The organism is Kineothrix alysoides (assembly GCF_000732725.1).
Taxonomy (GTDB): Bacteria; Bacillota; Clostridia; order Lachnospirales; family Lachnospiraceae; genus Kineothrix; species Kineothrix alysoides.
The window spans coordinates 1,738,628-1,764,140 of sequence record NZ_JPNB01000002.1; the positions used below are offsets into that span (position 1 = coordinate 1,738,628).

General features: G+C 44.5%; 17 protein-coding genes. All 17 read left to right on the forward strand.

The window, feature by feature from the left end:
* The first annotated feature begins 6 nt into the window (after positions 1 to 6).
* Complete coding sequence (gene pseG / locus CC90_RS0119005; protein WP_031392297.1) at positions 7 to 2,199, forward strand: UDP-2,4-diacetamido-2,4,6-trideoxy-beta-L-altropyranose hydrolase; 2,193 nt, start codon at positions 7 to 9, stop codon at positions 2,197 to 2,199.
* 17 nt (positions 2,200 to 2,216) lie between these two features.
* Complete coding sequence (gene pseF / locus CC90_RS0119010; protein ID WP_031392298.1) at positions 2,217 to 2,930, forward strand: pseudaminic acid cytidylyltransferase; 714 nt, start codon at positions 2,217 to 2,219, stop codon at positions 2,928 to 2,930.
* Positions 2,914 to 3,966 carry a pseudaminic acid synthase gene (gene pseI / locus CC90_RS0119015; protein ID WP_031392299.1) on the forward strand — a complete coding sequence of 351 codons (1,053 nt, stop codon included), beginning with the start codon at positions 2,914 to 2,916 and terminating at the stop codon, positions 3,964 to 3,966. The genes pseF and pseI overlap by 17 nt, the downstream gene beginning before the upstream one ends.
* A 44-nt stretch (positions 3,967 to 4,010) precedes the next feature.
* Positions 4,011 to 5,267 (forward strand): ATP-grasp domain-containing protein, encoded by a 1,257-nt coding sequence (locus CC90_RS0119020; RefSeq protein WP_031392300.1) that lies wholly within the window; start codon positions 4,011 to 4,013, stop codon positions 5,265 to 5,267.
* Positions 5,268 to 5,272: 5 nt separating this feature from the next.
* Positions 5,273 to 6,346: a glycosyltransferase family 52 gene (locus CC90_RS0119025; protein WP_031392301.1), complete on the forward strand. Its 1,074-nt coding sequence runs from the start codon at positions 5,273 to 5,275 to the stop codon at positions 6,344 to 6,346.
* Between the two features lie 49 nt (positions 6,347 to 6,395).
* Positions 6,396 to 7,913 carry a DUF6056 family protein gene (locus CC90_RS0119030; protein ID WP_031392302.1) on the forward strand — a complete coding sequence of 506 codons (1,518 nt, stop codon included), beginning with the start codon at positions 6,396 to 6,398 and terminating at the stop codon, positions 7,911 to 7,913.
* A 151-nt stretch (positions 7,914 to 8,064) separates the two neighbouring features.
* Positions 8,065 to 9,816 carry an ABC transporter ATP-binding protein gene (locus CC90_RS0119035; protein ID WP_031392303.1) on the forward strand — a complete coding sequence of 584 codons (1,752 nt, stop codon included), beginning with the start codon at positions 8,065 to 8,067 and terminating at the stop codon, positions 9,814 to 9,816.
* Positions 9,817 to 9,857: 41 nt separating this feature from the next.
* Positions 9,858 to 10,298, forward strand: a complete 441-nt coding sequence (locus tag CC90_RS0119040; RefSeq protein ID WP_051869785.1) for a GtrA family protein — start codon at positions 9,858 to 9,860, stop codon at positions 10,296 to 10,298.
* 11 nt (positions 10,299 to 10,309) lie between these two features.
* Entirely contained in the window at positions 10,310 to 11,443 is a 1,134-nt protein-coding gene (locus CC90_RS0119045; RefSeq protein WP_031392305.1) for an acyltransferase, read from the forward strand.
* A gap of 21 nt (positions 11,444 to 11,464) precedes the next feature.
* The gene (locus tag CC90_RS0119050; RefSeq protein ID WP_031392306.1) at positions 11,465 to 13,192 is read left to right on the forward strand and encodes a glycosyltransferase family protein; all 1,728 of its coding nucleotides are present in this window, start codon (positions 11,465 to 11,467) and stop codon (positions 13,190 to 13,192) included.
* Between the two features lie 26 nt (positions 13,193 to 13,218).
* Positions 13,219 to 14,349, forward strand: a complete 1,131-nt coding sequence (rffA, locus tag CC90_RS0119055) for a dTDP-4-amino-4,6-dideoxygalactose transaminase (RefSeq protein WP_031392307.1) — start codon at positions 13,219 to 13,221, stop codon at positions 14,347 to 14,349.
* Positions 14,339 to 16,246, forward strand: a complete 1,908-nt coding sequence (locus tag CC90_RS0119060; protein WP_031392308.1) for a hypothetical protein — start codon at positions 14,339 to 14,341, stop codon at positions 16,244 to 16,246. Before rffA ends, CC90_RS0119060 begins: the two co-directional genes overlap by 11 nt.
* Before the next feature lie 44 nt (positions 16,247 to 16,290).
* Entirely contained in the window at positions 16,291 to 17,766 is a 1,476-nt protein-coding gene (locus tag CC90_RS0119065; RefSeq protein ID WP_081906057.1) for a GNAT family N-acetyltransferase, read from the forward strand.
* 6 nt (positions 17,767 to 17,772) lie between these two features.
* Complete coding sequence (locus CC90_RS0119070) at positions 17,773 to 19,596, forward strand: DUF6020 family protein (RefSeq protein WP_031392310.1); 1,824 nt, start codon at positions 17,773 to 17,775, stop codon at positions 19,594 to 19,596.
* A 42-nt stretch (positions 19,597 to 19,638) separates the two neighbouring features.
* Positions 19,639 to 22,350 carry an O-antigen ligase family protein gene (locus CC90_RS0119075; protein WP_031392311.1) on the forward strand — a complete coding sequence of 904 codons (2,712 nt, stop codon included), beginning with the start codon at positions 19,639 to 19,641 and terminating at the stop codon, positions 22,348 to 22,350.
* On the forward strand, positions 22,328 to 24,223 hold the full coding sequence (locus tag CC90_RS0119080; protein ID WP_031392312.1) for a polysaccharide biosynthesis protein: 1,896 nt from the start codon (positions 22,328 to 22,330) through the stop codon (positions 24,221 to 24,223). The genes CC90_RS0119075 and CC90_RS0119080 overlap by 23 nt, the downstream gene beginning before the upstream one ends.
* Positions 24,224 to 24,254: 31 nt before the next feature.
* Positions 24,255 to 25,412 (forward strand): aminotransferase class I/II-fold pyridoxal phosphate-dependent enzyme, encoded by a 1,158-nt coding sequence (locus CC90_RS0119085; RefSeq protein WP_031392313.1) that lies wholly within the window; start codon positions 24,255 to 24,257, stop codon positions 25,410 to 25,412.
* Positions 25,413 to 25,513: the final 101 nt, after the last annotated feature.

Genomic DNA, 25,513 nt, shown 5'->3' on the forward strand with positions numbered 1-25,513 from the left:
TCTTTTATGGAAATAGGAAGTATTTATGAAATCGATCCGGAAAATATATCTGCAGGACGCTTAGGCGGCACGGCAGAGCTATATTTAAAGGAAGTGGAGAAATACAATAAAAAATACTGCGCATACACTCAGTCCGGCAGGGAGGCGATTGCATGGGCTCTTAGAAGCCTTGAGGAAAACGAGCCTGAAATCTTAAAAGAATGCCTGATGCCTGCCTATATGTGCGATACGGTATTTTTCCCCTTTGAGCAGGAAGGGTGGAAACTTCATTTTTATCATATTGGAAAGAATCTGGAGGCAGCGCAGGAAGAGCTTCGAAAACAGATAGAACATATAAGACCGGGTCTGCTCTTTATCCATCCTTATTACGGAATGGATACATGGAAGCCGATGCGGTCTTTGCTTAAAGAATGGCGCAGTCAGGGGCTTCACATTATGGAGGATGTGACGCAGTCCTATTATTTGGAGGAGACGGGAGCAGAGGCCGATTACGTAATAGGCAGCCTTAGAAAATGGTATCCGTTGCCGGACGGAGGCTTCGTAGCTTCCGATATGCCCCTTTCGAAAAAGGAGCTTCAAGACAGCGGAGAATTTACGCAGAGCAGGCTTGAACTTTTGACTGATAAGTGGGATTACCTTTACGGAGGGAAGGACGAGGGAGAAAAACGAGCCTTGAAGGAAGCCTATCTTAAGAAAAACAAAGAGATGGAGGAATGGCTGGATAAGAATTCGGATGTAAACTCCATATCGGAAATTTCGAGAGAAATTCTGGATAGAGAAAATGAAGGAATGTGCAAGCGAAGGAGAAATGAGAATTATAAGCAGCTGCATCAGGTGTTTCAGGACACAAAAAGTGTCAGACCCGTTTTCAAATATCCGGAAGAGAAGTCAGCGCCTTTGTATTTTCCGGTTTATGCCAAGGAACGGGAGGAGTTTCAGGAATTTCTGCGAAAGAGGGATGTGTATGCTCCGGTGCTCTGGCCCGTAGGAAAGGAGAATGAAGGTTATCTTTCCATGGAGGAAAGATATATCTTCGATCATCTTCTCGCATTGCCTATGGATCAAAGATATGGCAGTGAGGCGATGGAGCAAATAAGGAATGCGATTTTCGACTACGAACGGATAACCCGTATGAATGAAATATCTGCAGGAGGCAGATATTCTATAGGAATAAGGGCGGATGCCAATGAAGAAATTGCTACCGGGCATATCATGCGCTGCATTACGATTGCAAAGCAGCTTATGAAAATGGGCGAAAGAGTATGCTTCTTTGTGGCTGATGAATTTGCCGTTCCGATGTTAAAGCAGGCCGGTATGGAATATGTATGCATGCAAACGAAGTGGAAGGAGCCGGAGAGCGAATTGCAGACGCTTTCTTTTGAACTGAAAGAGACAGGCTGTGAAAAACTGCTGGTGGATTCTTATCAGGTGACAAATGGCAAGTATGCTATCATATATTTTGAAGCGTTGAAGAAAATATGTGATGTTATTTATATCGATGATATGTTTGAAGCTGTTTACCCGGTGCGTATGATCATTAATTACAATGCGTATCACCATCGCTTCCCCTATAAGGAGGTTTACGGGCAGGATACGAAGCTGCTCTTAGGTACGGAGTACGTACCCCTCCGCGAGGAATTCTCCGAAGAGGACGGTGCTTTTTGCAAAGGGAAGAGGCATGTTCTGTTAAGCAGCGGAGGCGGGGATGTTCATAACGCTCTTTCCGGTATTCTTGCGGAGGCTGTAACGAGAGAGACGCTTTCGGGCGTTGTGCTCGACACGGTGGTAGGAAGATTCCATCAAAGAGAAGATGAGTTGAAAGCGCTTGCGGACAGACATGAGCAAATCGTGCTGCATCGCAATGTAGAAAATATGGCGAAGCTTATGGGCGGCTGCGAGGCGGCTGTATCGGCGGCGGGTACCGTACTTTTCGAGCTTTGTGCTATGCAGGTGCCTACGGTATTTTTTGTCTGTGCGGACAATCAGAAATATGACAGCGATTTTTTCGATAAAGAGGAAAGAATGCTTTTTTCAGGAGATATAAGAACAGACAGAGTGGGCTGTATAAAGAGGATATGCGATGAATTGGAACGGCTTCTTCAGGATGAAGAGCTGCGAGGTGAGATGAAAAAAAAGCTGCATGAGGTGACGGATGGCAACGGAGCGGCCCGTATTGCGGAGGAGATCATAAAGTTATAGAATGCGGAGGAAACAAGATGCAGTTAGGCGCAGTGGCGGTTATTACCGCAAGAGGCGGAAGTAAGAGGATTCCGGGGAAAAATAAAAAAGAATTTTTGGGTAAGCCCATTATCTGCTATTCCATCGAGGCAGCGTTGTCCTGTGGATTGTTCGATGAAGTGATGGTTTCCACCGATGATAGAGAAATTGAGGATATCGCGGTAAAGGCAGGCGCGAGTGTGCCCTTTATGAGAAGTGATGCAGCCTCGGACGACTACGCGACTACGGATGATGTGCTTTTAGAGGTGCTGGAGGAATACGAAAAAAGAGGAAAGACTTTCGAATATATGGCGTGCATTTATCCCACCGCCCCATTCGTTACGGCAGCGAAGCTAAAAAGTGCGTTTCATATCTTGAAAAGGGACAATGCTTCAGGCGTTATGCCGGTGGTCAGCTTCTCTTTTCCTCCGCAGCGAGGGATGGCGATAAGGGATGGCAGACTGGAATATTGTTATCCGGAGAACGCAATGAAGCGCTCCCAGGACTTGGAGACGATGTATCATGACTGCGGACAGTTTTATTTTTACAATACGGAAAAATACCGCGCCTGCAGAGGAGACTTGAAGGAAGGCTATGTACCGATCGTGGTTCCCGAGACGCAAGTGCAGGATATTGATAATGCTTCGGATTGGAAGCTGGCGGAAATCAAGTACCGTATGATGGAGGAGGATGGAAATGGAGAAGAAAATTAAGATTGGCAGCCGTTATGTGGGAGAGGGAGAAAAGACCTTCGTGGTGGCGGAGGTTTCTGCCAACCATTTACAGGACTATGACAGAGCTGCGGCAATCATCGAGGCAGCAAAGGAGGCGGGGGCAGATGCGGTAAAGCTGCAGACCTACATGCCTGATACGATTACGCTGAACTGTGATAACGATTATTTTCAAATAACGCAGGGCACGATCTGGGACGGAACGACTCTGCACAAGCTTTACGAAACGGCATATACGCCGTGGGAATGGCAGCCTAAGCTGATGAAGCTTGCAAATGAGCTGGGGATGGAATGCTTTTCTTCTCCTTTTGATGAGACGGCTGTGGATTTTATGGAAGAAATGGACATGCCTGCGTACAAGGTAGCTTCTTTTGAAATTAATGACATACCGCTGATACGAAAGATTGCCCGGATAGGTAAGCCGGTTATCTTCGCTACAGGAATCGCTTATCTGGAGGACATAGAGAGAGCGGTGAAAGCGTGTAGAGGGGAAGGCAACGATCAGATAATTTTGTTAAAATGCACCTCTACCTATCCTTCACCTTATGAGGATATGAACTTGAAGGTAATACCGAATATGGCGGAAGTGTTTTCCTGTATCACCGGTTTGTCGGACCATAGCATGGGAACAGCAGCAGCGGTGGCAAGTGTGGCGCTTGGAGCTAAGATGGTGGAAAAGCACCTTACACTGTCTCGCGGGGATGGTGGACCGGATGCAGCATTTTCCATGGAGCCGGCAGAATTCAAACAAATGGTAACGGATATCCGTATTGTGGAAAAAGCCCTCGGTAAGGTAACCTATGAATTGACCGAGAAGCAGAAGAAGAGCAGAGAGGACGGAAGGAGCTTGTTCGTAGTAAAGGATATGAAAGCGGGGGAGGAATTTACAAAAGAGAATGTCCGTTCCATCCGTCCGGCTTTTGGTATGCACACAATGTATTTTGATGAAATTTTAGGAAAACGGGCAAAGGAGGCACTTTCAAAAGGAACCCCTCTGGACTGGAAATATATAGGGTGACAAAGATTACAGTTTGGTCATCAACATTGAGAGGGAGTATGCTCATGCAAAAAAAAATGATGATTTTAGGAGCCAGTGCCTTACAGATTCCGGCAATCAAAAAGGCAAAGGAGCTGGGCTTCCAAATTATTCTTGTGGATTATGATGAGAATGCACCAGGCTTTCCTCTTGCCGATGTGAAGCTTGTAGTCAGTACATTGGACCAGGAGGAGGTTTACAGGCAGGCACTTATTTACCAGCCGGATGTGGTAATTACCTCTACCAGCGACGGGCCGGTGCGCACCGCTGCTTATGTGAATGAGAAGCTTGGAAAAAAACCGGATCTTTCTTATGGAGATTCCTTGTGCGCTACGATAAAAAGTCATATGCGCGACAGACTGAAAGAAAATGGTGTACCTATTCCTGCATATTATGCGATACATGATTTCGGGGAATTGAAAAAGGCGGTAAGTGAGCTTAACGGATATTGTATTGTGAAGCCTGCGGACAACGCAGGAAGCCGTGGAGTCGTGCTTGTGGATTTTAGGGACTGCAGCGGGCAGGCAGCAGATTCGGAGAAGGAAGCCGTAGGACTTATAAAAATTGATGATGAAAAATTAAGAGAAATTTATGAATATAGCAAGAGCAATTCCAGAAATGGAATCGTCATGGCGGAGGAGTTTATGACAGGTGCGGAAGTGAGCGTGGAGTCCATGACCGTAAACGGGGAAACGACTATCGTTACGATTACGGATAAATTCATAACCCCGCCTCCGTACTTCGTGGAATTGGGACATTCTCAGCCGAGCATTTTGCCTGGGGAGGTCAAGGAAGCGATAAGAAAGGTGACATTGCAGGCTGTGAAAGCAATACGGTTGCAGAACGGTCCTTCCCATACGGAAATAAAGGTAACCGAAAGCGGACCGAAAATCGTAGAAATTGCGGCAAGGCTGGGCGGAGACTTCATTACTTCAAAGCTTGTGCCTCTGTCCACCGGAGTGGACATGGTAGGCAGTTCCGTACTTTTGGCTGCCGGAGAGAAAACAGATTTGTCAGCCAGATGGGAAAAGGGCTCTGCCATCCGTTTTATACCGGGGATTCCGGGAAGAATTAGGAGTATAGCAGTGGAGGAGGATATCCACGCCCTGGAAGGATTAGAGGAATTCGTATTGTATAAAAAGGCCGGAGATGAAATAAACGGAACGAAGTCCAGCAACGACAGACTGGGGCATGTGATTGCCAGCGGAAAGACCGCGGGTGAAGCCTTGGACATCGCCGGAAAAGCGCTGGAATTTATTCATATCGATATGGAAAAGGAATAGGAGACATGAAAGAAAGAATATATGTCTGTCATACTTATTATCATGTATACGTCGCATGCCTGAAGGAATTGAACCTTCCGCTGGAAAGAAGAGGGCGTGCGGAGCTGTTACTCAGCACGATGTCCAACGATTTCGGAGATTTGAAAAGCAGGGCGGAAGCATCCGGGCTTTTTGGGGCCGTGTACATATTTGAAGAAAAAGAGGATATTTGTTTTCCGGAGCTTATGAAGTATCATACGGATAGAGGAAATCTTCTCCTCAATATGATCGACAGAATAAAATACACAAAACTTTTGGGAAAATTGCAGCAATCCTATGTGCCGGTGGATTTTAAAGAATATAAGGATGTTTATGTATTCTGCGATTCCGATCCGATTGGCTATTATTTAAGTTATAAGAAGATAAAGTATCACGCGCTGGAGGACGGGTTGGATTGCATCAGCACCTACGATACAGCCCGTTATGACAACCGGGGACATTTTAAGCTGAAAGCATTTATGGCATCCTTGAATCTCATTTTCATCCAGAATGGCTGGGCAAAATACTGCATTGATATGGAAGTAAACGATATTTCCATATTGCCCTATCCCTGCCCCAAGTATGTCCAAAAACCCAGAGCGGAATTAGTAGAGGCTTTGGACGAAGAGGCGAAGGATATTTTAATTCACTTATTTATTGCCGACATGGATGAAATCGCCAGAAAGCTTCGTGAGGGCGGTGAGAACAAAGTACTTGTGTTAACGGAGCCGCTATGCAGTCTGGAAGTTAGAGAAAGGCTTTTTCGCGATGTGATAGAGCAGTACGGCCATGCCTGCGGTGAGGATACAATCATTATGATAAAACCTCATCCGAGAGATGTATTGGATTATCATAGGTTGTTTTCCCGGTATATTGTTTTAGACGGCAAGTTTCCTATGGAAGTTCTTAATTTCATTCCGGGGCTTAGGTTTAGGCGGGTAATTTCCGTATTTACGGTGCCTTCCTCCATCCGCTTCGCGGAAGAAATCGTGTACTTGGGTGAGGACTTTATGGACAATTATGAGCCGCCGGAGATGCACAGGCAGAATGAGATGATTTGATTAATTCAATGAGATGATTTGATTAATTCATGGATACTTAGGAGAATGTATGGATAGAATGCGAATGATGATGGTTAGAATCGGACGGTGGTTCGACGATAATAAGATTATGAAGGGGATAGCAGCGGTTTTTGGAGTGACGATAATTCCTATGTTGGTAGCAGCCCAATATTCCCGTGCTTCAGCGGACGATTTTGGATGGTATGCCAGCGTGCGAAAGCAAGTTTGGGATGAAACACATTCTATTGTACACTTTACCTCCACTGCACTTCGGACGACGAAAGATATATATAACGAATGGCAGGGAACATTTACAACGACTTTCGTACAAGCGTTTCAGCCGGAAATTTTTCATCCCCGTGCTTATTTTATTGTGCCCTACATCATGATTTTTTTGTTTTGTGGAGGAACCGCCCTTTTAATATATTGCATATTGGTTAAAATATTAAAAATGAATAAGTCGGTTTATGGAATAATTACTTTTTTGTACCTGCTAATTACAATACAGTATATACCGTCTACAGGAGAAGCATTTTATTGGTTTAACGGAGCGGTAGCTTATACCCTTGCATATGCGATTATGTTGCTTTCTTTATATTTTTGCCTCGAATTTATCCGAGGAGGTCAGAAGAGAAAACTGTTTTTTGCTATATTTACAGCATTTTTTATCGGCGGGGGCAACTATTTGACCGTTGTGCTATTTCCACTCTTGCTTATTCTTATATTGTTTTTATTTGTTTCATCTAGGAAGCGTGCACTTTATTTGCTTGTACCTCTTATGGTATTCACAGTAACGGCAGTTATCAATATGAAAGCTCCGGGAACCAGCGTTCGGGGAGGCGAGATTGGCTTTAATATACATAAAGTTTTTACGGTAATTTATAAATCTATTTATAGTGGATTGAAAGTAGTTCGTTCCGATTTCTTGGGGAATCCGGTAATATTAATATCAATGATAATTATTACTTTATTTATTGTTGGAGGAATGGTAGGAAAGAGCTATGAATTCCCGTTTAAGTATCCGGTATTTTTCGTAATAATGACATTTGGAAGCTATCTGGCTATGTTTGCACCGACTTATTATGCGGGTGTAGGAGCTCCTTTCGGAAGAATGTCCAATTTAATCTTCTTCTATTTCACGCTCAGCCTGATTATAAATATTGTTTATTTGACAGGATGGCTGCTCCGGGTAATAAGAGAAAAAGCGGGGGAAAACAAAGAAGAGAAATACAGTAAGGGCTTTTTGAATATATGGAATACTTATAAAATATATCTGCTGCTTTTTTCAGCTGTATTAATTGGGGTGAATACTCACTGGTATGAAATGACGGCGATGACCCGCACCGTAAAATATCTGGCAAGCGGAGAAGCGGCACAGTATGGCAGGGAAATGGATGTACGGTATGAAATACTAATGGATGAAAATATTAAGGACGCTCAGATAAAACCGCTTACCGTTTCAGCAGGCCCCTTGTTTTTGTATGATATCGGTGAAGATGCGAATGAATGGCCCAATACGGCGGCAGCGGAATTTTTTCAAAAAGATTCGGTGTATCTGAAAAGATAATAAGTACTATAGAATGCAGAATCAGAAATTTGCAATCCTATAAGTAAATATGTTAGAATATAAAAACGCTTCTTTGGGGGCAGGCTCAATATGAGCAAGACACAAAAAGGCAGAGCAGCGATGGAATAAATAAGCAGAGGTAAGACATCTAATGGGAAAAATACTGGCAAAGTTAAACGTATTATTGGATAGAAAACAGAAGGAAAAGATGGTGGGGCTCGTATTCATCATGCTCATAGGAGCAGTGCTGGAGACCTTGGGAATCGGAATGGTTTATCCCGTTGCGGCGGTAATTACGGATCCGAATGCAATTGAGAAGAGTAAACTTTTATCGACAATATACGATATGTTCCATATGCAGAGTGTTACACAATTTACGATGGCGGTTATGGGAGCCTTGATTGTGGTGTTCGCTGTGAAGAATTCCTATTTATTTTTCCAAAATAAGGTACAGCTTAAATTCGTATACAGCAATCAATTCGCTACTTCAAGAAGAATGATGATTAATTTTATGAAACGGCCATATGAATATTATCTGAACGCGGATACATCGGTGATTCAGCGCAGTATTACTTCCGACGTCAATAATATGTATGGATTGATTTTAAGTCTTTTGCAGCTTTTCAGTGAGCTGATTGTATTCATATGTCTGGTTTTTGTATGTCTGAAATCGGATATAATGATGACGGCAACGGTTTCGATACTGTTAGTTGTGGTGCTTCTTGTAATAAAAGGAATCTTAAAGCCCATCATGCGTAAGGCCGGAGAAGAGAATCAGGACTATTATAGCGGACTGTATAAATGGATTGAGCAGTCGGTCATGGGTATTAAAGAAATTAAAGTAGCAAATAAAGAGAACTATTTTATTAACGAATATTCCGCATGCGGAGCAGGATATGTGAATGCGGTACAGCGCTATAATATATTTAATGCGACCCCAAGGCTTTTGATAGAGACTGTGGCGATTGCAGGAATGGTCTTTTATCTGATGATAAAAATAGCGGGAGGAACGGCGGTAGGCGATATCGTGCCTCAGATTACGACTCTTGCAGTGGCGGCAATGCGCCTGATACCAAGCGCCAACCGTATCAATAATTATTTGACCTCTATCGCTTATTTTGAACCGTTTTTCATGGGAGTAACGGATAATCTGCAGGAGGATATCCAGGATGAAAATATCGATTATAAGGAAGAGGTTTATAAGAAAAAACGAAATATTGAAAAGCTTCCGGTGAAAAGGGAGATACTTTTAAAGAATATCACGTATAAGTATCCAAATACCGACGTTCTTATCTTCGATAAGGCAACGATGAGTATTCCGGTAGGTAAGTCTGTTGGAATCGTAGGAACCTCAGGAGCAGGGAAAACTACAGTGGTCGATATCATGCTGGGACTTCTGCGCCTGCAGGAGGGCGAAATACTGGCAGATGACTTAGAGGTTAGGGAGCATTATGAGTCTTGGCTGAAAAATATTGGTTATATTCCTCAGACCATCTTTATGATTGATTCTACTATTCGTAAAAATGTGGCCTTCGGCTATGCGGATGAGGACATTGACGATGAGAAGGTATGGCAGGCGCTAAAGGAAGCACAGCTTGACGAGTTTGTGCGAGGGCTTCCCGAAGGACTGGATACGGGAATCGGAGAAAGGGGAATCCGTATATCCGGCGGGCAAAGGCAGCGTATCGGTATCGCCCGCGCGCTGTTTGAAGATCCGGAGGTATTGGTGCTGGATGAAGCGACTTCTGCTCTGGACAACGATACGGAGGCGGCAATTATGGATTCGATCAACCGCCTGCACGGAAGAAAGACATTGGTTATTATTGCCCATAGATTGCAGACGATTGAGAAGTGTGACATCGTTTACCGCGTAGAAAACGGACAAGCATCGAGGGAAAGGTAATATAAAACGAAGGGATTGCAGGGAGCAAGAAGGAAGAAACAATGATAGAATTTATTATGAATATGTACAAAAAATATGAGGAGGCGGTGAGCTATTTATTCTTCGGTTTCCTCGCATTTCTTGTAAACATGCTCGCTTACGCGGCGGCGGCTAAAGTGTTGGGCGCGGATGAGGACAAGGTAGTACTGGTACTGATAGCGACATCCTTTGCATGGGTCGTGGCGGTTCTCTTCGCCTATTGGACCAACCGCACCTTCGTATTTAAAAGCAAGATAACGGATAAAACGGGAGTCCATAAAGAATTCGTATCGTTTATCAGCGCAAGAATTGTAACGGGAATCATGGAACTCATCCTCATGTATGTTTTAGTAGATGTAATTCGCGTGGACGATGTTATTTCCAAATTTATATGTAATGTAATCGTAATCGTATCTAATTATGTTTTTAGTAAGCTTTGGGTGTTCAGGAAAAAAGAAGCTTAGGGGAGAGACGTATGTCGAATTCGAAACGTCAGGCAAACTACGAATTATTAAGAATCATCGCAATGTTCATGGTGGTGACACTGCATTACTTGAATCACACAGGAGCATTGCTTTCTTTGGGGGAAAGTGCGGATGCGAAGAAAATCATAGGGACACTTATAGAGTCCTTTTGTATCGTGGCTGTTGACGTATATGTGCTGATTAGCGGTTATTTTCTGGTAGAAGCAGGATTCAAAGTAAAGAGAATCGTGATTCTTATTTGTCAGGTGTGGTTTTATTCGATGCTCATTCCCCTTATTATGTTGGGGAGCGGAGTCGCAGGAAATGAAGCGGGCGGCATTTATGTATGGATACAGTATCTATTTCCTATAGGGACGGAGCATTATTGGTTTGCAACCTCTTATGTGATTTTGTATCTGTTTACGCCGGTGCTCAATCTGGCTGTGAAAACGATGAGCAAGAAACAACTGCAAGTTACGCTTGTACTGCTGCTCGTCTTCTTTTGCGGGTTCAAAAGCATTTCGCCGGTGCAGTTTGTTACAGACAGGTTCGGTTATGATTTTGGTTGGTTTTTATGCGTTTATTTGATAGCGGCTTATATCAGGCTGTATGGGTTGAGAGCTTTTTCTACAGGCAGGCGTGCATGGATCACTTATGCGGGCTGTGCCTTTGCCATATTTGCTATCGTATGCGGATTTTATTATATTAACGGAAAAACGGGGGCATTTGCTTATTACTTTACGGTGCCGTTTCACTATAATTATTTGCTTTGTCTGGCGGGCGCAGTAGCGTTATTCTATGCTTTCCGTTACGTGAGAATACCGGAGAAAGCGGCTGGCATCATATGTGCCGTATCGCCTCTGACCTTCGGGGTTTATTTATTTCATGAGCATATTGATATCCGTTCGATATGGATCGGATGGTTGGATGAATTTATCGGACCGGTAAGCGAAGCGGGCATAGGCGGCTTTTTTGTTCATTTATTGTTGTCGGTGTTTTTGGTGTATCTGGTGGGAAGTTCTATAGACGCAATACGCAGGATTATCTTTGCTTATATCGGAAGGAACTTGGAGAAAACGAGGCCGGCGGCATGGCTTAAGAAAATCGACAGCAGTTTTTCAACTTTTGAAATCAGTGTTCGCTGAGGCGGACAGAGGAGTATTTGAATGAGAACTCTTGCGGCTTGGGAAGGGAACGGAAATGTATATATCAAAATAGCGGAGAAGACAGTATTTCCGCTTATATTGTTTCTTTATCCCTTGCTTCTTATCAATCAGGGTATCGATATTACGGATACGACCTATTCGCTGGGATATTATCGCTTTATGGACCGCATGGACATTACATGGGTGCTGGCAACTTATCTGGCGAATGTGACAGGCTCTTTTTTGATGAGGCTGCCCCTTGGAAATACGCTTTTGGGTATGAATCTATACACGGGGCTGTTTTTAAGCGTTCTGGCTTTCATGTGTTATTATGCGGCAAGGCGCCGGATGAACGGGTGGGCAGCTTTTATAGGAGAGATGATTGCTCTTAGCCTTTGTTGGTGCCCTACGACGATTTTGTATAATTATCTGACCTATTTTTTGTTTGCAGCGGGAGGCATTCTTTTCTATCAGGCGTTAATAAGCGATAGAAAAAGCTACTATATATTGGCGGGGGCAACTCTTGGGCTCAATGTGATGGTGCGCTTTCCCAACCTTATGGAAGCAGCGTTGATTGTGGCGCTGTGGTTCGCGGGTTGGTTGAATAAGGATAGAAATTGGGATATCATTAAGAAAACGGGATTTTGCCTTGCCGGATACCTTGCGGGAATAGGCAGTGTTTTGCTTATCATAATTGTAAGGTATGGAATGGATTCTTTTATCGGCATGATAAGCGGACTGTTCGGGATGACGGAGGAAGCGTCCGATTACACTCTTATGGGAATGCTTTCCGATATTGCAAGTGCATATATATCCTCTTTAAAGTGGATTGCTTATATGATTCCATGTATATTCGCAGGAATCATTATGTTCTATATAAAAAAGGGCCGGTACGAAAAGTTTAAAAAGTTTTTGTACTGCGTTGGAATTTTAATACTGATTCGCTTTTATCTGGGGCAGGGGATGTTTTCCCTGCGCTACTATAATGAAGGAAGCGTTTTTCAGTGGATGATGCTGTTTCTTATTTTGTCTGTCGTTTGTTGTATTGCAGGAATTGGAGGTTTTATTTCCGGAAAGTCGGACAAGGAGGAGCGTATACTGGCGGCTATCGTACTCATTGTTATCATAATCACGCCAATTGGAAGCAATAATTACACCTATCAGAATATGAATAATTTGTTTTTGGTCGCACCTTATACCTTATGGGCTTGTTATCGTATCTGGTTAAAGACAGGAAGGCGAGCGGTTTATTTTCCGCTCCAGGCATTTGCGGCGGCGATTATACTGATGACTCTTGTACAGGGAATCGGCTTTGGATGTTTATATGTGTTCCGGGACGGTATATACGGAGAAAAAAGAGACTCGCAGGTAGAAAACAGCAGTGTGCTGGCAGGGATGAATACGACCGGTGAGAATGAGGCAAGCCTGACCGGACTTATCGCGTTTTGGCAGGAGGAGGCTCTTCCTAAGGAACCGGCAATCTTTTGGGGAGATGCACCGGGACTTAGTTATATTCTGGATATACCCTCCGCAATTTTTACTACTTGGCCTGAGATACCCAGCAACACCTATGATGCCCTCGAACGGGCGCTTGAGGAAATAGATACCTTGCCCATGATAGTTCTTCATAACGATACGGGAAAGGAAATCGTGCCCGGAGAAAAAACGGATTTGATTCTGGATTTTATTGCGGTGCATAAATATCAGTGTATCTTTGAAAATGAAAATTACAAGGTGTATCGGCAGTAGAAAAACCGAAAGGGAGAATGGATATTATGATTAACTTTAATGTACCTCCATTTACAGGAAAAGAAATGGAATATATGCGGCAGGCGGTAGAAAATCAGAAGATATGCGGAGATGGGGAATTTACCCATAAGTGCAGTGCATGGATAGAGGAAAGGACGGGTACGAGAAAGAGCCTTCTTACAACCTCTTGTACTCATGCGCTTGAGCTGGCAGCTCTCCTTGCGAAGATAAAGGAAGGGGATGAAGTGATAATGCCTTCCTTTACATTTGTATCTACGGCGGATGCTTTTGTGCTGAGGGGAGCCAAAATCGTATTTGTGGACATACGGCCGGATACGATGAACATAGACGAAAATCTCATTGAAGATGCCATTACTGAAAAAACGAAGGCGATTGCGGTAGTGCATTATGCAGGTGTGTCTTGCGAGATGGATAAAATCATGGAAATTGCGGGGAAATATCAGCTTATCGTGGTAGAGGATGCAGCTCAGGGTATTATGGCCTCTTATAAAGGAAAGCCGCTTGGAACCATAGGTGACTTCGGCTGCTTTAGCTTTCATGAGACGAAGAATTACAGTATGGGAGAAGGCGGTGCGCTGCTGATCCGTGATGAGAAATACATTGAAGATGCGGAAATTTTCAGAGAAAAGGGTACGGACAGAAGCAAATTTTTCAGAGGTCAGGTAGATAAATACCGCTGGATGGATCATGGTTCTTCCTATTTGCCCAGCGATATGAATGCGGCTTATTTATATGCACAGTTAGAAATGGCGGATGAAATCAACGATATCCGTCTGGCGAGATGGAAGCAATATTATGAAAGCTTAAGACCTCTTATGGAAAGCGGAAAAGCAGAGCTTCCCAAGGTGCCGGAGGAATGTATCCACAATGGACATATGTTCTATATAAAGACGAAGGACATAAAAGAAAGAACAGCCCTCATCGATTTCTTAAAGATGAACGAAATTCTTTCGGTGTTTCATTACGTACCGCTCCACTCGGCTCCGGCAGGAATAAAATTCGGACGATTCCACGGAGAAGACATATATACCACAAAGGAAAGCGAAAGACTGTTGAGGCTTCCGATGTTCTATAAACTTAAGGAACAGGAAGTGGATTACATTGCCGGTAAGGTAAAGGAATTTTATGGTGCTTAGAGAGTTCTATAAAAAAAATGAAAATAAAATAATTGCGGCGGTGCTCATGATATTTCTGGGCGTGCTGGTGGCGGTTCGGTATGATTACTATTTCGATTTAAATGACGATGTGGTAATGAAAGATATTCTGGCAGGAGTCTATACGGGCAAGCCGGAAAGCCGTAACGTACAGATGATGTATCCGATGAGCCTGCTGATTAGCCTGTTTTACAGAATTTTTCCGCAGATGCCGGTTTATGGTATTTTTCTGTGCAGCTGTCAGTTTGTCTGCTTTTATCTCATTGTGCAAAGAAGTCTTTATTTTCGGAACAGTACGGTTTCCAAGCTTCTGATGGCAGTACTGGAGGGCCTTGTGATGTCGGTTCTTTTTCTGCCGCATTTTATATTTATACAATATACGGTAACCTCTGCATTGCTGGCAGGAACGGCGGCTTTTTTGTTCGTTACGTCGGCGGATGAACCGGCAGTAAGTAAATTTATAAGAAAGAACCTATGCAGCATTGTGTTAGTTATTGTGGCATTCGGCATACGTTCGGAAATGCTTCTTCTGGCGATGCCTTTTATTTGTGTGGCGGGCATATATAGGTGGTCCTTAGAGGTCTATGGGAAGCGAGCGCTGTTTTCTACGGAAAACATAGTGAAATATTTAGGCGTTATCGGAAGCATTCTGGCGGGTATCGTACTGGTTTATGTGATAAATGATGCGGCTTACAGCGGTGGGAGCTGGAGGAAGTTTATCGATTACTTCGACAGCAGGACCGAGTTATACGATTTTCAAGGAATTCCATCCTATGAAGAGAATGAAAAGCTGTATGAAAGGCTGGGAATTACGAGAGCGGAGCAGGACATGCTATTTGAGAGATATAATTTCGGCATGGATGATACCTTAGATGCGGGAATGCTTAACGCTATGGCGAAATACCAATCCGAAGCCAAGAAGCAAACGGTATCTGTGGGAGAAAATCTTGTGGAGAAACTGGGAGAATACCAGTATAGAACTTTCCATAGGGAGCCGAAAGGCTCGGCGACTCCTGACGATTATCCATGGAATGTCATGGTGGTATTGACGTATATTTCTGTTTTTATCGCGGGAATATGGAATGAGGTATGCAAGACAAAGGATTGTCTGACAAAGGATTGCCTGACAAAGGAACATGATGCAGTACACGGTAAGCGGACTTGCTGCGGAGTATGGAAAATAGGCTGGAAGCTGTTTCTTATGGGACTTGTAAGAACCGTGCTCTGGATGTATATTCTTATGAACGGACGTTCCCCGGAACGCATAACACACTCCTTGTATCTGATAGAATTATGCATCTTATGGGCTATGCTTCATGTGGAAAGCCGGGGGATCGAAGCACGAATCTGTGGAAAGATAAAAGCGACAGTAGTTTTCCCCGCAGTTTTGGCGCTGACGGCGGCAGCTTCCCTCATGGCAGGAATAGGGAAGGTAGATAGGGAATATGCCGCGCGCAGGGAAGCAAATACGACAGATATAGCGATGAAGGACTATTGCCGCGCTCATCCGGATAATTTTTATTTTATCGACGTATATTCTTCGGTATCAGATTCCGTTACTTTAATACCGTATTCTGAGAAACTGTTTCAGAATGTAAATAATCATATTGCAAATTACGACATCATGGGTGGGTGGCTGAACAAAAGCCCGCTTTATGACAAGAAACTGAAGGCCTTTGGACTAAGCTCCATGCAGGAGGCGCTGGCCTACAGTGAAAATGTTTATATGATGGTGAAGCTTGAAATGGGAACGGATTTTTTGACGGACTATTATGCGGATCAGGGAGTAGAGACGGAAGTAGAGCTGATCGATACCATAAACGGAATAATGGGCGTATATGAAATCCAGGGATATATGGCAGAAGAGATTGCGGATTGATTATAAAATAATTTTTTTACGCGGGGAAGGAGCATAAGGGCTTTATGCAGATTATGAATATTATCGGGAAGAATATAATACTTAGACCTATGACTTATGAAGACACGGATTATATTGTGGAGTGGAGGAATAAGGAAAGGGTCAGGAGGAACTTCATTTTCAGGGAAGCCTTTACTCCGGAAAGTCATGAAAACTGGATGAGGACGAGGGTGGAGACCGGAAGTGCCGTTCAGTTCATCATCTGTGAAAAAGAAGGGATGCGCCCTATCGGAAGCGTGTATTTCAGGGACGTGGATATGGACAAGAAAGAAGCGGAGTACGGCATCTTCATCGGAGAAGACGATGCGGTGGGAAATGGCTACGGAACGGAAGCCGCGGAGCTTGCGGTAAAATTTGCCTTTGAGAACATGAAGCTTCATAAGATTATATTGAGAGTATTTACCGATAACGATGCCGCGGTCAGCAGTTATGAAAAAGCGGGTTTTATCAGGAAATCTACACTAAAAGCCGTAGAGTGTTCAGATGGCGAGAAAAAGGATATGTACTTGATGGATATAGATATAAAGAATGACAGTAGTCAGCTGATAAGCTTCGTGATTCCCTGCTACCGATCGGAGCAGACACTTTCCAAGGTTGTGGCAGAAATAACGGAAGCGGTAAAAGGCTTGAACAAGGAGGGGAAGAAGTACGACTACGAAATCGTACTGGTAGACGATTGCTCCCCGGACAAGACATTAGATGTAATTCGTACTTTGTGCGCGGATAATAAGAAAATTAAAGGCATTAATCTTGCAAGGAATTTTGGACAGCACGCGGCCCTCATGGCAGGTTTTCACCATGTAAAGGGAGATGTGGTTGTATGCCTGGACGACGACGGACAGACGCCTGCCGATGAAGTGGGCAAGCTGCTCGCGGAAATCGAAAAGGGCTCCGACGTGGTATATGCGAAATACGGCCATAAGATGCACTCTATGTTTCGTAATTTCGGAAGCTGGGTAAACGAAGAGATGGCGAGGCTCATGCTGGGCAAGCCTAAAGATATTTACGTTTCCAGTTATTTTGCGGCAAAGAGGTTCGTGGTGGAGGAGATGAAGCGGTATACCAATGCATATCCTTATGTAATCGGACTGGTGCTCCGGGCGACGAATCGTATTACTAACGTGAACGTACATCATAGGGAGAGAGAGGTAGGGACCTCCGGCTATACCATTGGGAAGCTGATTGGATTATGGTTTAACGGCTTTACGGCGTTTAGCGTAAAGCCTCTTCGCATAGCAACGGCTATCGGCTGTCTGTTTGCTTCTATGGGATTTATTTACGGGATATATACGGTAATTAAAAAGTTTGTTAATCCGGCTGTTCCCATGGGCTTCAGCTCCATGATGTCGGCGCTGGTATTTATAGGAGGAATGATTATGCTAATGCTCGGCCTGATAGGAGAATACATCGGCAGAATGTATATTTCTATGAATAATTCCCCCCAATTTGTCATCAGGGAAGTCGTGAATGAAGAGGAATAAGCGGTTATGCAGAAAAAAAGGGCTATTATCGTATCTTTGCTGCTGGCCCTCGTAGGGACGTGGTGCCTGCCGAAGATGTTGAATTTGAAGGGAAACAGTCTTGCCATAAGCAACAGCTTCTTTAGTATATTTTTATGGGGTGGCTGCGCCTATGCGCTTTACCGCTCCTTAATAAGAATAGGAAAGAAAATGGATAGAAGAGGCGCTGCTGCGGCAGGGCTTTTGGGACTTTTGTTTTCCTGCTGCATTGCCTTCGGCGTTCAGCTGGATTATGGGGAAAACGTAAATTTTAAGGATGCCGGAATGTGGATATCTATCTTAATCTGGGCAGGAATACTGACAATCTGGATACAATGTACCTGGGAAACGCTTAAGGTCTGGCAAGAGAGACGAGGCAGGGATAAGGGCGAAAATAAGCTTGTAGACGAAGATGGCATATGGTATAAGCTCTGCGGGAAGTGGAACAGCATGTCTGAAAAAAAGCGGACGGCTCTTACGATGTGCTTGCTTTTCCTTTGCTGGCTGCCGGTATTTCTGGCGGTATATCCGGGTTTTTTTGTGTACGATGCACAGGACGAGTTCATTCAAGTACAGACGAGAAATTTTACCACTCACCATCCTCTTTTCCACGTGCTTTTGCTGGGTGGGACGATTTTAGGAGTAAATAAGCTGACCGGCTCTTATAATATAGGAATCGCAGCATATACGCTGTTTCAGATGTTTTTTATGTCAGGGGTATTTACTTATGTGATTTCCTATATGAAAAAAAGAGGCGTTGCATTTATTTTTCGCGTAGGCACTTTTTTTTACTTTGCCTTCTTTCCGGTAATTGTTATGTTCACCTTATGCTCGGCGAAGGACGGAATCTTTACGGCAGCTCTGCTTTTACTGCTTCTTTCTTTGGCGGATATGGCAAGAGAGAAGGAGAGCTTTTTTGCTTCTTGGAAGAAACAGATTTTTTTCGCAGCGTGTGCCGTTGTTATGATGTCCTTTCGACATAATGGCATGTATGCATTTTTAGTTATGATACCGGTACTTTTGCTTTACATGAAGGGATGGCGTAAGAAGCTGGCATTTCTTCTGGGAGGTACATTCGCAGTTTATTTTCTGGCGGCGGCAGGTCTTTCTGCACTGCTTTCGGCACAGCCTGCCGGAAAGCAGGAGATGCTTACGGTCCCGATCCAACAGCTTTCAAGAGCTTATAAATATGATAGGGAAAGCTTTACCGGGGAGGACTTGGAAACCTTGTATGAGATTCTCCCGGAGGAAGCGCTTAGGTTTTATACTGCGAAGGTATCCGACGGTGTAAAAATATGGTTTGATAACGAGGCTTATAAGGCTGATCCCGGGAAATATATGCGGCTTTGGGCGAAGATAGGAATGGCGCATCCGTTTACGTATATCAACGCGTGGTTTATGACTTCCTACGGGCTCTGGTATCCGGACACGATCATCGACGTATATCGTGGAAACGAAGTATTTACTTTTACCTATGAGGACAGTTCGTTCTTTGGTTATGAGGTGGAGCAGCCCGGAACGAGGGAGAGCAAGCTGTCTTTTCTGAATGAATGGTACAAAAGCATGTCCTTAGAGGTTACACAGCAGAAGGTGCCTGTCTTATCTATGTTGTTTTCAGCGGGATTCCTTTTCTGGGTGTTTGCCTTTACTTTTGGCTATACTTATTACACAAGGCGCTATGATCTGCTCATCCCCTTCCTGATGGTGCTGCTCGTATGGCTCACTGCGATTCTCGGCCCTACGTACCTGCCCCGCTATGTGCTGATCCTATGGTTCGCACTTCCGGCCACGGTGGCCGTTCTTGTAAACTGAGGGTATCTGTGCTATACTTACCATTTGAAATGGAGAGACAATATGTATAAAATTGTGAAAAAAAGCCGCGCGATACAGAGCGTAATAATATTGCTAACCTTAATAGCAATGATGACAATTTATCCGATCCGTATGTGGGACGAGACGATTCCCTCCGTCAGCAATCAGATGCTGGCCGGTTCCTCGGACAGCATAGGAGAGGATTACCTTTTACAGCGCTTTATTGCCCAGTATGACCATTTGGGAACGGTTAATTTGTATATTGCAGATTTCGAGAACGGCTGGAACAAGGACCAGAGGGTGGATTCCTTTATCTTCCGCATGTTGGATTCGAACATGCAGGTTTTGTTCGAGCAAAAGGTGGATGTGAGATTCATCGATATCCCCGGCTTTTGTCCTGTCTATATCAATGAGGATATGAACGTGGGAAGTGATTACTATTTCTTCCTTCAAGGGCAAAACGGCAGCCGCGTATGGTTCGGACTGGAGGAGACAGCGTCGGCCGGGACGCAGTATGTAAGCCGTTTGGTTTATAACTATGATGAGCTTCAGGGCTATAATATTGTGGGGGAATATTATTATATGGTTCCTCTTCGCAAGGATAAAATATTTGTCTACGATGCGATACTTCTCATTTTAGCTGCTCTGTTAGTAGGAGCTGTGGAAGCATATTTCCGTTTGACCAAGAAGGACAAGCTGATTACCGTGGAAAAGGCACTGCGTTATACGGCAAATATTGTGGCCGCAGCAATAACAGGAGGCGCTTTATATATCATAAGCGTGCGCAGATTTTTCAGCGGACAGTTTACAGATAATATTTTTTATACGATAGGAGCTCTGTTGGGCAGTGCCACACTATTCTATGCCATTAACCGTAAAAGAGACAGAAGCGGGTATATACCTCTTAGGGAGAAGATAAAGGTACATGGTGCGGATTATCTTCAGTCGGCCTTTATCGCGGGAATTGTATGGGCATGCTGCAATTATATGAACGGTCTTTACGACATTCACCATAGAATTGCGGAACGCCAGTTCATCGTCTTTTTTGCATTGACTATCCTTACTATGTGCAAAAAGAAGGAGATATTCAGCAAGATTACTTTGGTTTATGCAGCCGTGGCCGCGGCGACAGTTTACCGTTATTATAGCTTCTATGTGGACTATCTGGCGATGAACGAGATGGATCTGAAGGCGATACGGTACGGAGTACTGGCACTAGTACTTTCCGGCTTAGTAATTGTAACCATCGCAGCGCGTCTTATTTCTATGCTCTTTAAAAAAGAAAGGATGGGTAGAATCTCCCTCTGGTACGCCGGGATATTGGGATTATTCTTCATTCTCATCATCGTATTTAGAAATACGAGATGGTGGACGGTAGCTTTGGTCATTTCCTTTACGTTGTTTTATCTTCGTTATGCGCTTTGGGATAAAAAGGCGCATTTGCTGCAAAATATGAGTAACGGACTGCTTCTGCACTTTGTCTGCTGCATTATATTTTCAATGCTGCACAGACCGTTTTTATCGTGGGTATATCCGAGATTCCCGTTTATTTTCCATACGGTGACGGTAACCGCGGTATATTTGACGCTCATTATATGTGCGGCGCTGATGAAGCTTATGGATAAATGCAAAGGGACACATAAACTGAAGGATATGTGGGCGGAGCTGCTGGTACTGGGTGCTTCCGGCACCTATATGCTGTTTACGGCATCCAGGACCGGATTCATGTCCGTAGCCGCGATGCTGATGGTAGGTGTGATAATGGCGGCAGGAGGCGTAGGAAAAGGTAGACTTATAAATATTCTGCGCTTGTTCGCGATGATGGGAGCGGCGGTAATATGGTGCTTCCCGATCATCTTTACCGGTCAGAGAATTATTCCTGCTCTGAGTAACGATGTATACAAATATGAGGTGGAAGTGTTCCCGGATGCGATTGAAAGAGGGAATGAATGGGATTCCATGTATTATATAACGGTGGAACGCTTTGCAGAAGTATTCAACAATAAGATTTTCGGAATACCGGAAAAAGGAACTTCTTCCTATGAAAGAAGCGAAGAATATCAGAAATACCGTGCGAAGAGATTTAACAGCAACGGTGAAGTCGTGTGGGAAGGCGGCATAAGCGATTTATACCAGTCGCAGGAAAGCACCGGAACAGGCGAAACGCCGGCAGGTAATGACAGTGAGCCTCAGCTCAATATCATCGGCACTAAGACTGAGGAAGAGCGCGCCGCGGACGATGCCCGTGCGGCGGAGCTTGCCAAGGATGCACAGGAAGGCGATTTTACGGAGACTCCCGAGGTTCAGGAGGAGGTTACAGAAGATATCAGCGTATATGAGAAGACAGAGGAATATGCCAATGGACGTATGGATATTTTTCGCGCTTATCTGGACCAACTTAATCTGACGGGGCATGATGAGATGGGAGCCTTACTGCCGGACGGAACGCTGGCGGTCCATGCGCATAATATTTATCTTCAGGTTGCATACGACCACGGTATCCTTGTAGGAGTAGTGTTTATCCTCTTGGGAGCTGCAACCTTCGTTCAGGGCTGTATTTTCTTTGGAAGAAGGAAGGACAGCGTTCCCTGCGCGGCGATGCCGGCGGCAATCGTAGTGGCTTTCGCCACAGCGGGCCTGGTAGAATGGACATTTCATTTATGCCATCCGGCAGGATTTACCTTGCTTGTTGTGTTAGCCCCGCTGCTATTCGATATGGGTAAGAAGAAGGATGAAACGAATGAAGAAAGATAAAAAGCCTTTTAATGTAAAATTATTCTACAGAAGAACGAGCCTGATTATTTACGACATTATCAGCATTATTTTTGCAAGCTATATGGCGGTGCTCATTCGTTACGAATTTCATATCGACACGATACCGGCTCACTTTCTGGATCCTATTACAAGGTTTCTTCCGGTCAATATATTGCTGACGCTGTTCATTTTTTATTTTTTTAGGCTGTATCACAGCCTGTGGGCATTTGCAGGGGAGACGGAGCTGCAAAACGTGGTTATGTCTTGTGTAATATCGGCAGTTTTAAACAGCGTCGGATTGCAGTTTTTTAAGACTGTACAACAGCCGGTACCTAAGAGCTATTACTTTTTGTATATGTTCGTGCTGATCAGCATGATTTTTGTCAGCCGTTTTTCTTACCGGTTTCTGCGAAGCCAGAAGCATAAGCAGCAGAATAAGAAGAATGGAATCTCCGTTATGGTAATAGGTGCGGGCGAGGCGGCCAACGTCATTATCAAGGAGATTGTGAACAGCAATTTCAGCACCATGGTGATCCGTTGTATCATCGACGATGATAAAGGTAAATGGGGAAGATACATCCAAGGTATCAAGGTAGCCGGCGGCAGGGATAAGATTATCGAATGCGCCGATATTTACGATATCGACGAAATTATAGTGGCCATGCCTTCCATTTCCCGTTCCGAGCTTCGGAAGGTTCTGGAAATCTGCAAGGAGACAAGCTGTAAGCTGCGTTCCCTTCCCGGCATGTATCAGCTGGTGAATGGAGAAGTCAATGTCAGCAAGTTAAGGGACATTGAAGTCGAAGATTTGCTTGGTCGGGACCCTATCAGCGTAGACATCGATTCCATACTTGGTTACGTGCAGAATAAAACGGTGCTTGTAACCGGTGCAGGAGGCTCCATCGGCAGCGAGCTGTGCAGACAGATTGCCGCACATAAGCCGAAGCAGCTTATCATTCTGGATATTTATGAAAACAGTGTATATGACATACAGCAGGAGTTAAAGAGGAAATATTCCGATGAGGACTCCGGCTCGCATTTGGATCTTGTGGTCCTCATCGCTTCCGTTCGCAATACGAACAGAATCAACTGGATATTCGAGCATTACAAGCCGGACATCGTTTACCATGCGGCGGCGCATAAGCACGTTCCCTTAATGGAGGACAGCCCCAATGAGGCGGTGAAGAACAATGTCTTCGGTACTTGGAAAACCGCTCAGGCGGCGGCTTTTTACGGGGCAAAGAAGTTCGTGCTCATTTCCACCGACAAGGCAGTGAATCCTACCAATATTATGGGAGCCAGCAAGCGTATCTGTGAGATGATCATTCAGACCTTCAATAACCATTATGAGACGGAATTCGTTGCGGTGCGCTTCGGAAATGTACTTGGCAGCAACGGCAGCGTTATTCCTCTTTTCAGAAAGCAGATTATGAAGGGAGGGCCGGTAACGGTGACCCATCCTGATATTATCCGCTATTTTATGACGATTCCGGAAGCGGTTTCCCTGGTATTGCAGGCGGGAGCTTATGCGAGGGGCGGAGAAATCTTCGTGCTGGACATGGGAGAGCCGGTGAGGATACTTGACTTGGCGGAGAATTTGATCCGTTTATCAGGCTACCGGGTAGGAGAGGATATTAAGATAGAGTTTACGGGACTGCGCCCCGGTGAAAAGCTGTACGAAGAGCTTCTCATGGATGAAGAGGGCTTGAAGGAAACGGCAAATAAATTGATACACGTGGGAAAACCGATAGAGCTGGATGAGATGAAGTTTTTTGCCCAGTTGAAAAAGCTGAAGGAAGAATCAAGGGAAGAAGTGACGGATATTCGTCCCTTAGTAAAGGAAATCGTGCCGACCTACCATTATAAGGATTGATTATTTTATAGAAGAAAAGAGGCGTTTTTCAATGGAAAATAAAAGGATTTACCTGTCTTCTCCGACCATGCACGGAAAAGAGCAGGAATTCGTAAAAGAGGCATTTGATACCAACTGGGTAGCACCCCTCGGTCCTAACGTAAACAGTTTTGAAAAAGAACTGGCGGAGTATGTGAACATACCCAATGCGGCTGCCCTAAGCTCGGGAACCGCAGCGATTCATCTTGCACTGCGTTTGCTTGGAGTGAAAAAGGGAGATATTGTATTTGTGCCTTCTCTTACCTTTTCAGCGACCTGCAATCCGATTATTTATGAGAACGCTACGCCGGTATTCATCGATTCTGAGGAAGAAACGTGGAATATGTCTCCGGAGGCGCTGAGAAAGGCTTATGAAAAATATCCTTCGCCCAAAGCGGTCATCATCGTTCATTTATATGGAACCCCGGCAAAGCTCCAAGAAGTCATGGAGATTTGCGCAGAAAAGGGGACTGCGGTCATCGAGGATGCGGCGGAATCTTTAAGCAGCACATATAAAGGGAAACATACCGGAACCTTCGGCAGGTTCGGGATTTATTCCTTTAACGGCAACAAGATTATTACGACCTCGGGAGGCGGCATGCTGGTATCCGAGGAAGAAGCAATGATAGAGAGGGCACGGTTCTTATCTACGCAGGCTAGAGACCCTGCCAGACATTATCAGCATTCCCAGATTGGATACAATTACCGCATGAGCAACGTGACTGCCGGAATCGGCAGAGGGCAGCTTTTGTCTCTGGAGGAGCACAAGGCGCTTAAAAAGGCGATTTACAAACAGTATCAAGAAGCCTTTTCGGATATAGAGGAGCTTTCCATGAATCCGCTGAATCCGGATGGGGATGCCAATAACTGGCTGTCTTGCATGACGATAAAAGAGGGCGCCAGAGTAACCCCCGACATGGTCATGGATGCGCTTGAGGCAGAGAATATCGAGTGCCGGCCTATTTGGAAGCCGATGCACCTGCAGCCGGTATTTCAGGAATACGATTTCATTTCTGTTTTGGAAGAAAAAGGCGGTAAAGGAAGCATATCGGAGGATATCTTCAATAGAGGCTTGTGTCTCCCCAGCGATATCAAGAATACACAGGAAGATATGGACCGGATAATCAATATTGTGAGAAAGGTTTTCGTTACTGCTCACATAGTAGCTTAACACTTGCTGTTGAGTTACGTAAGAAAGTGATGCAAGGGATGATTTCTGCTTTGCGGAGCGAATTTAAATGGAGAAATCATGCGTTACTGAGAACGGAGTGA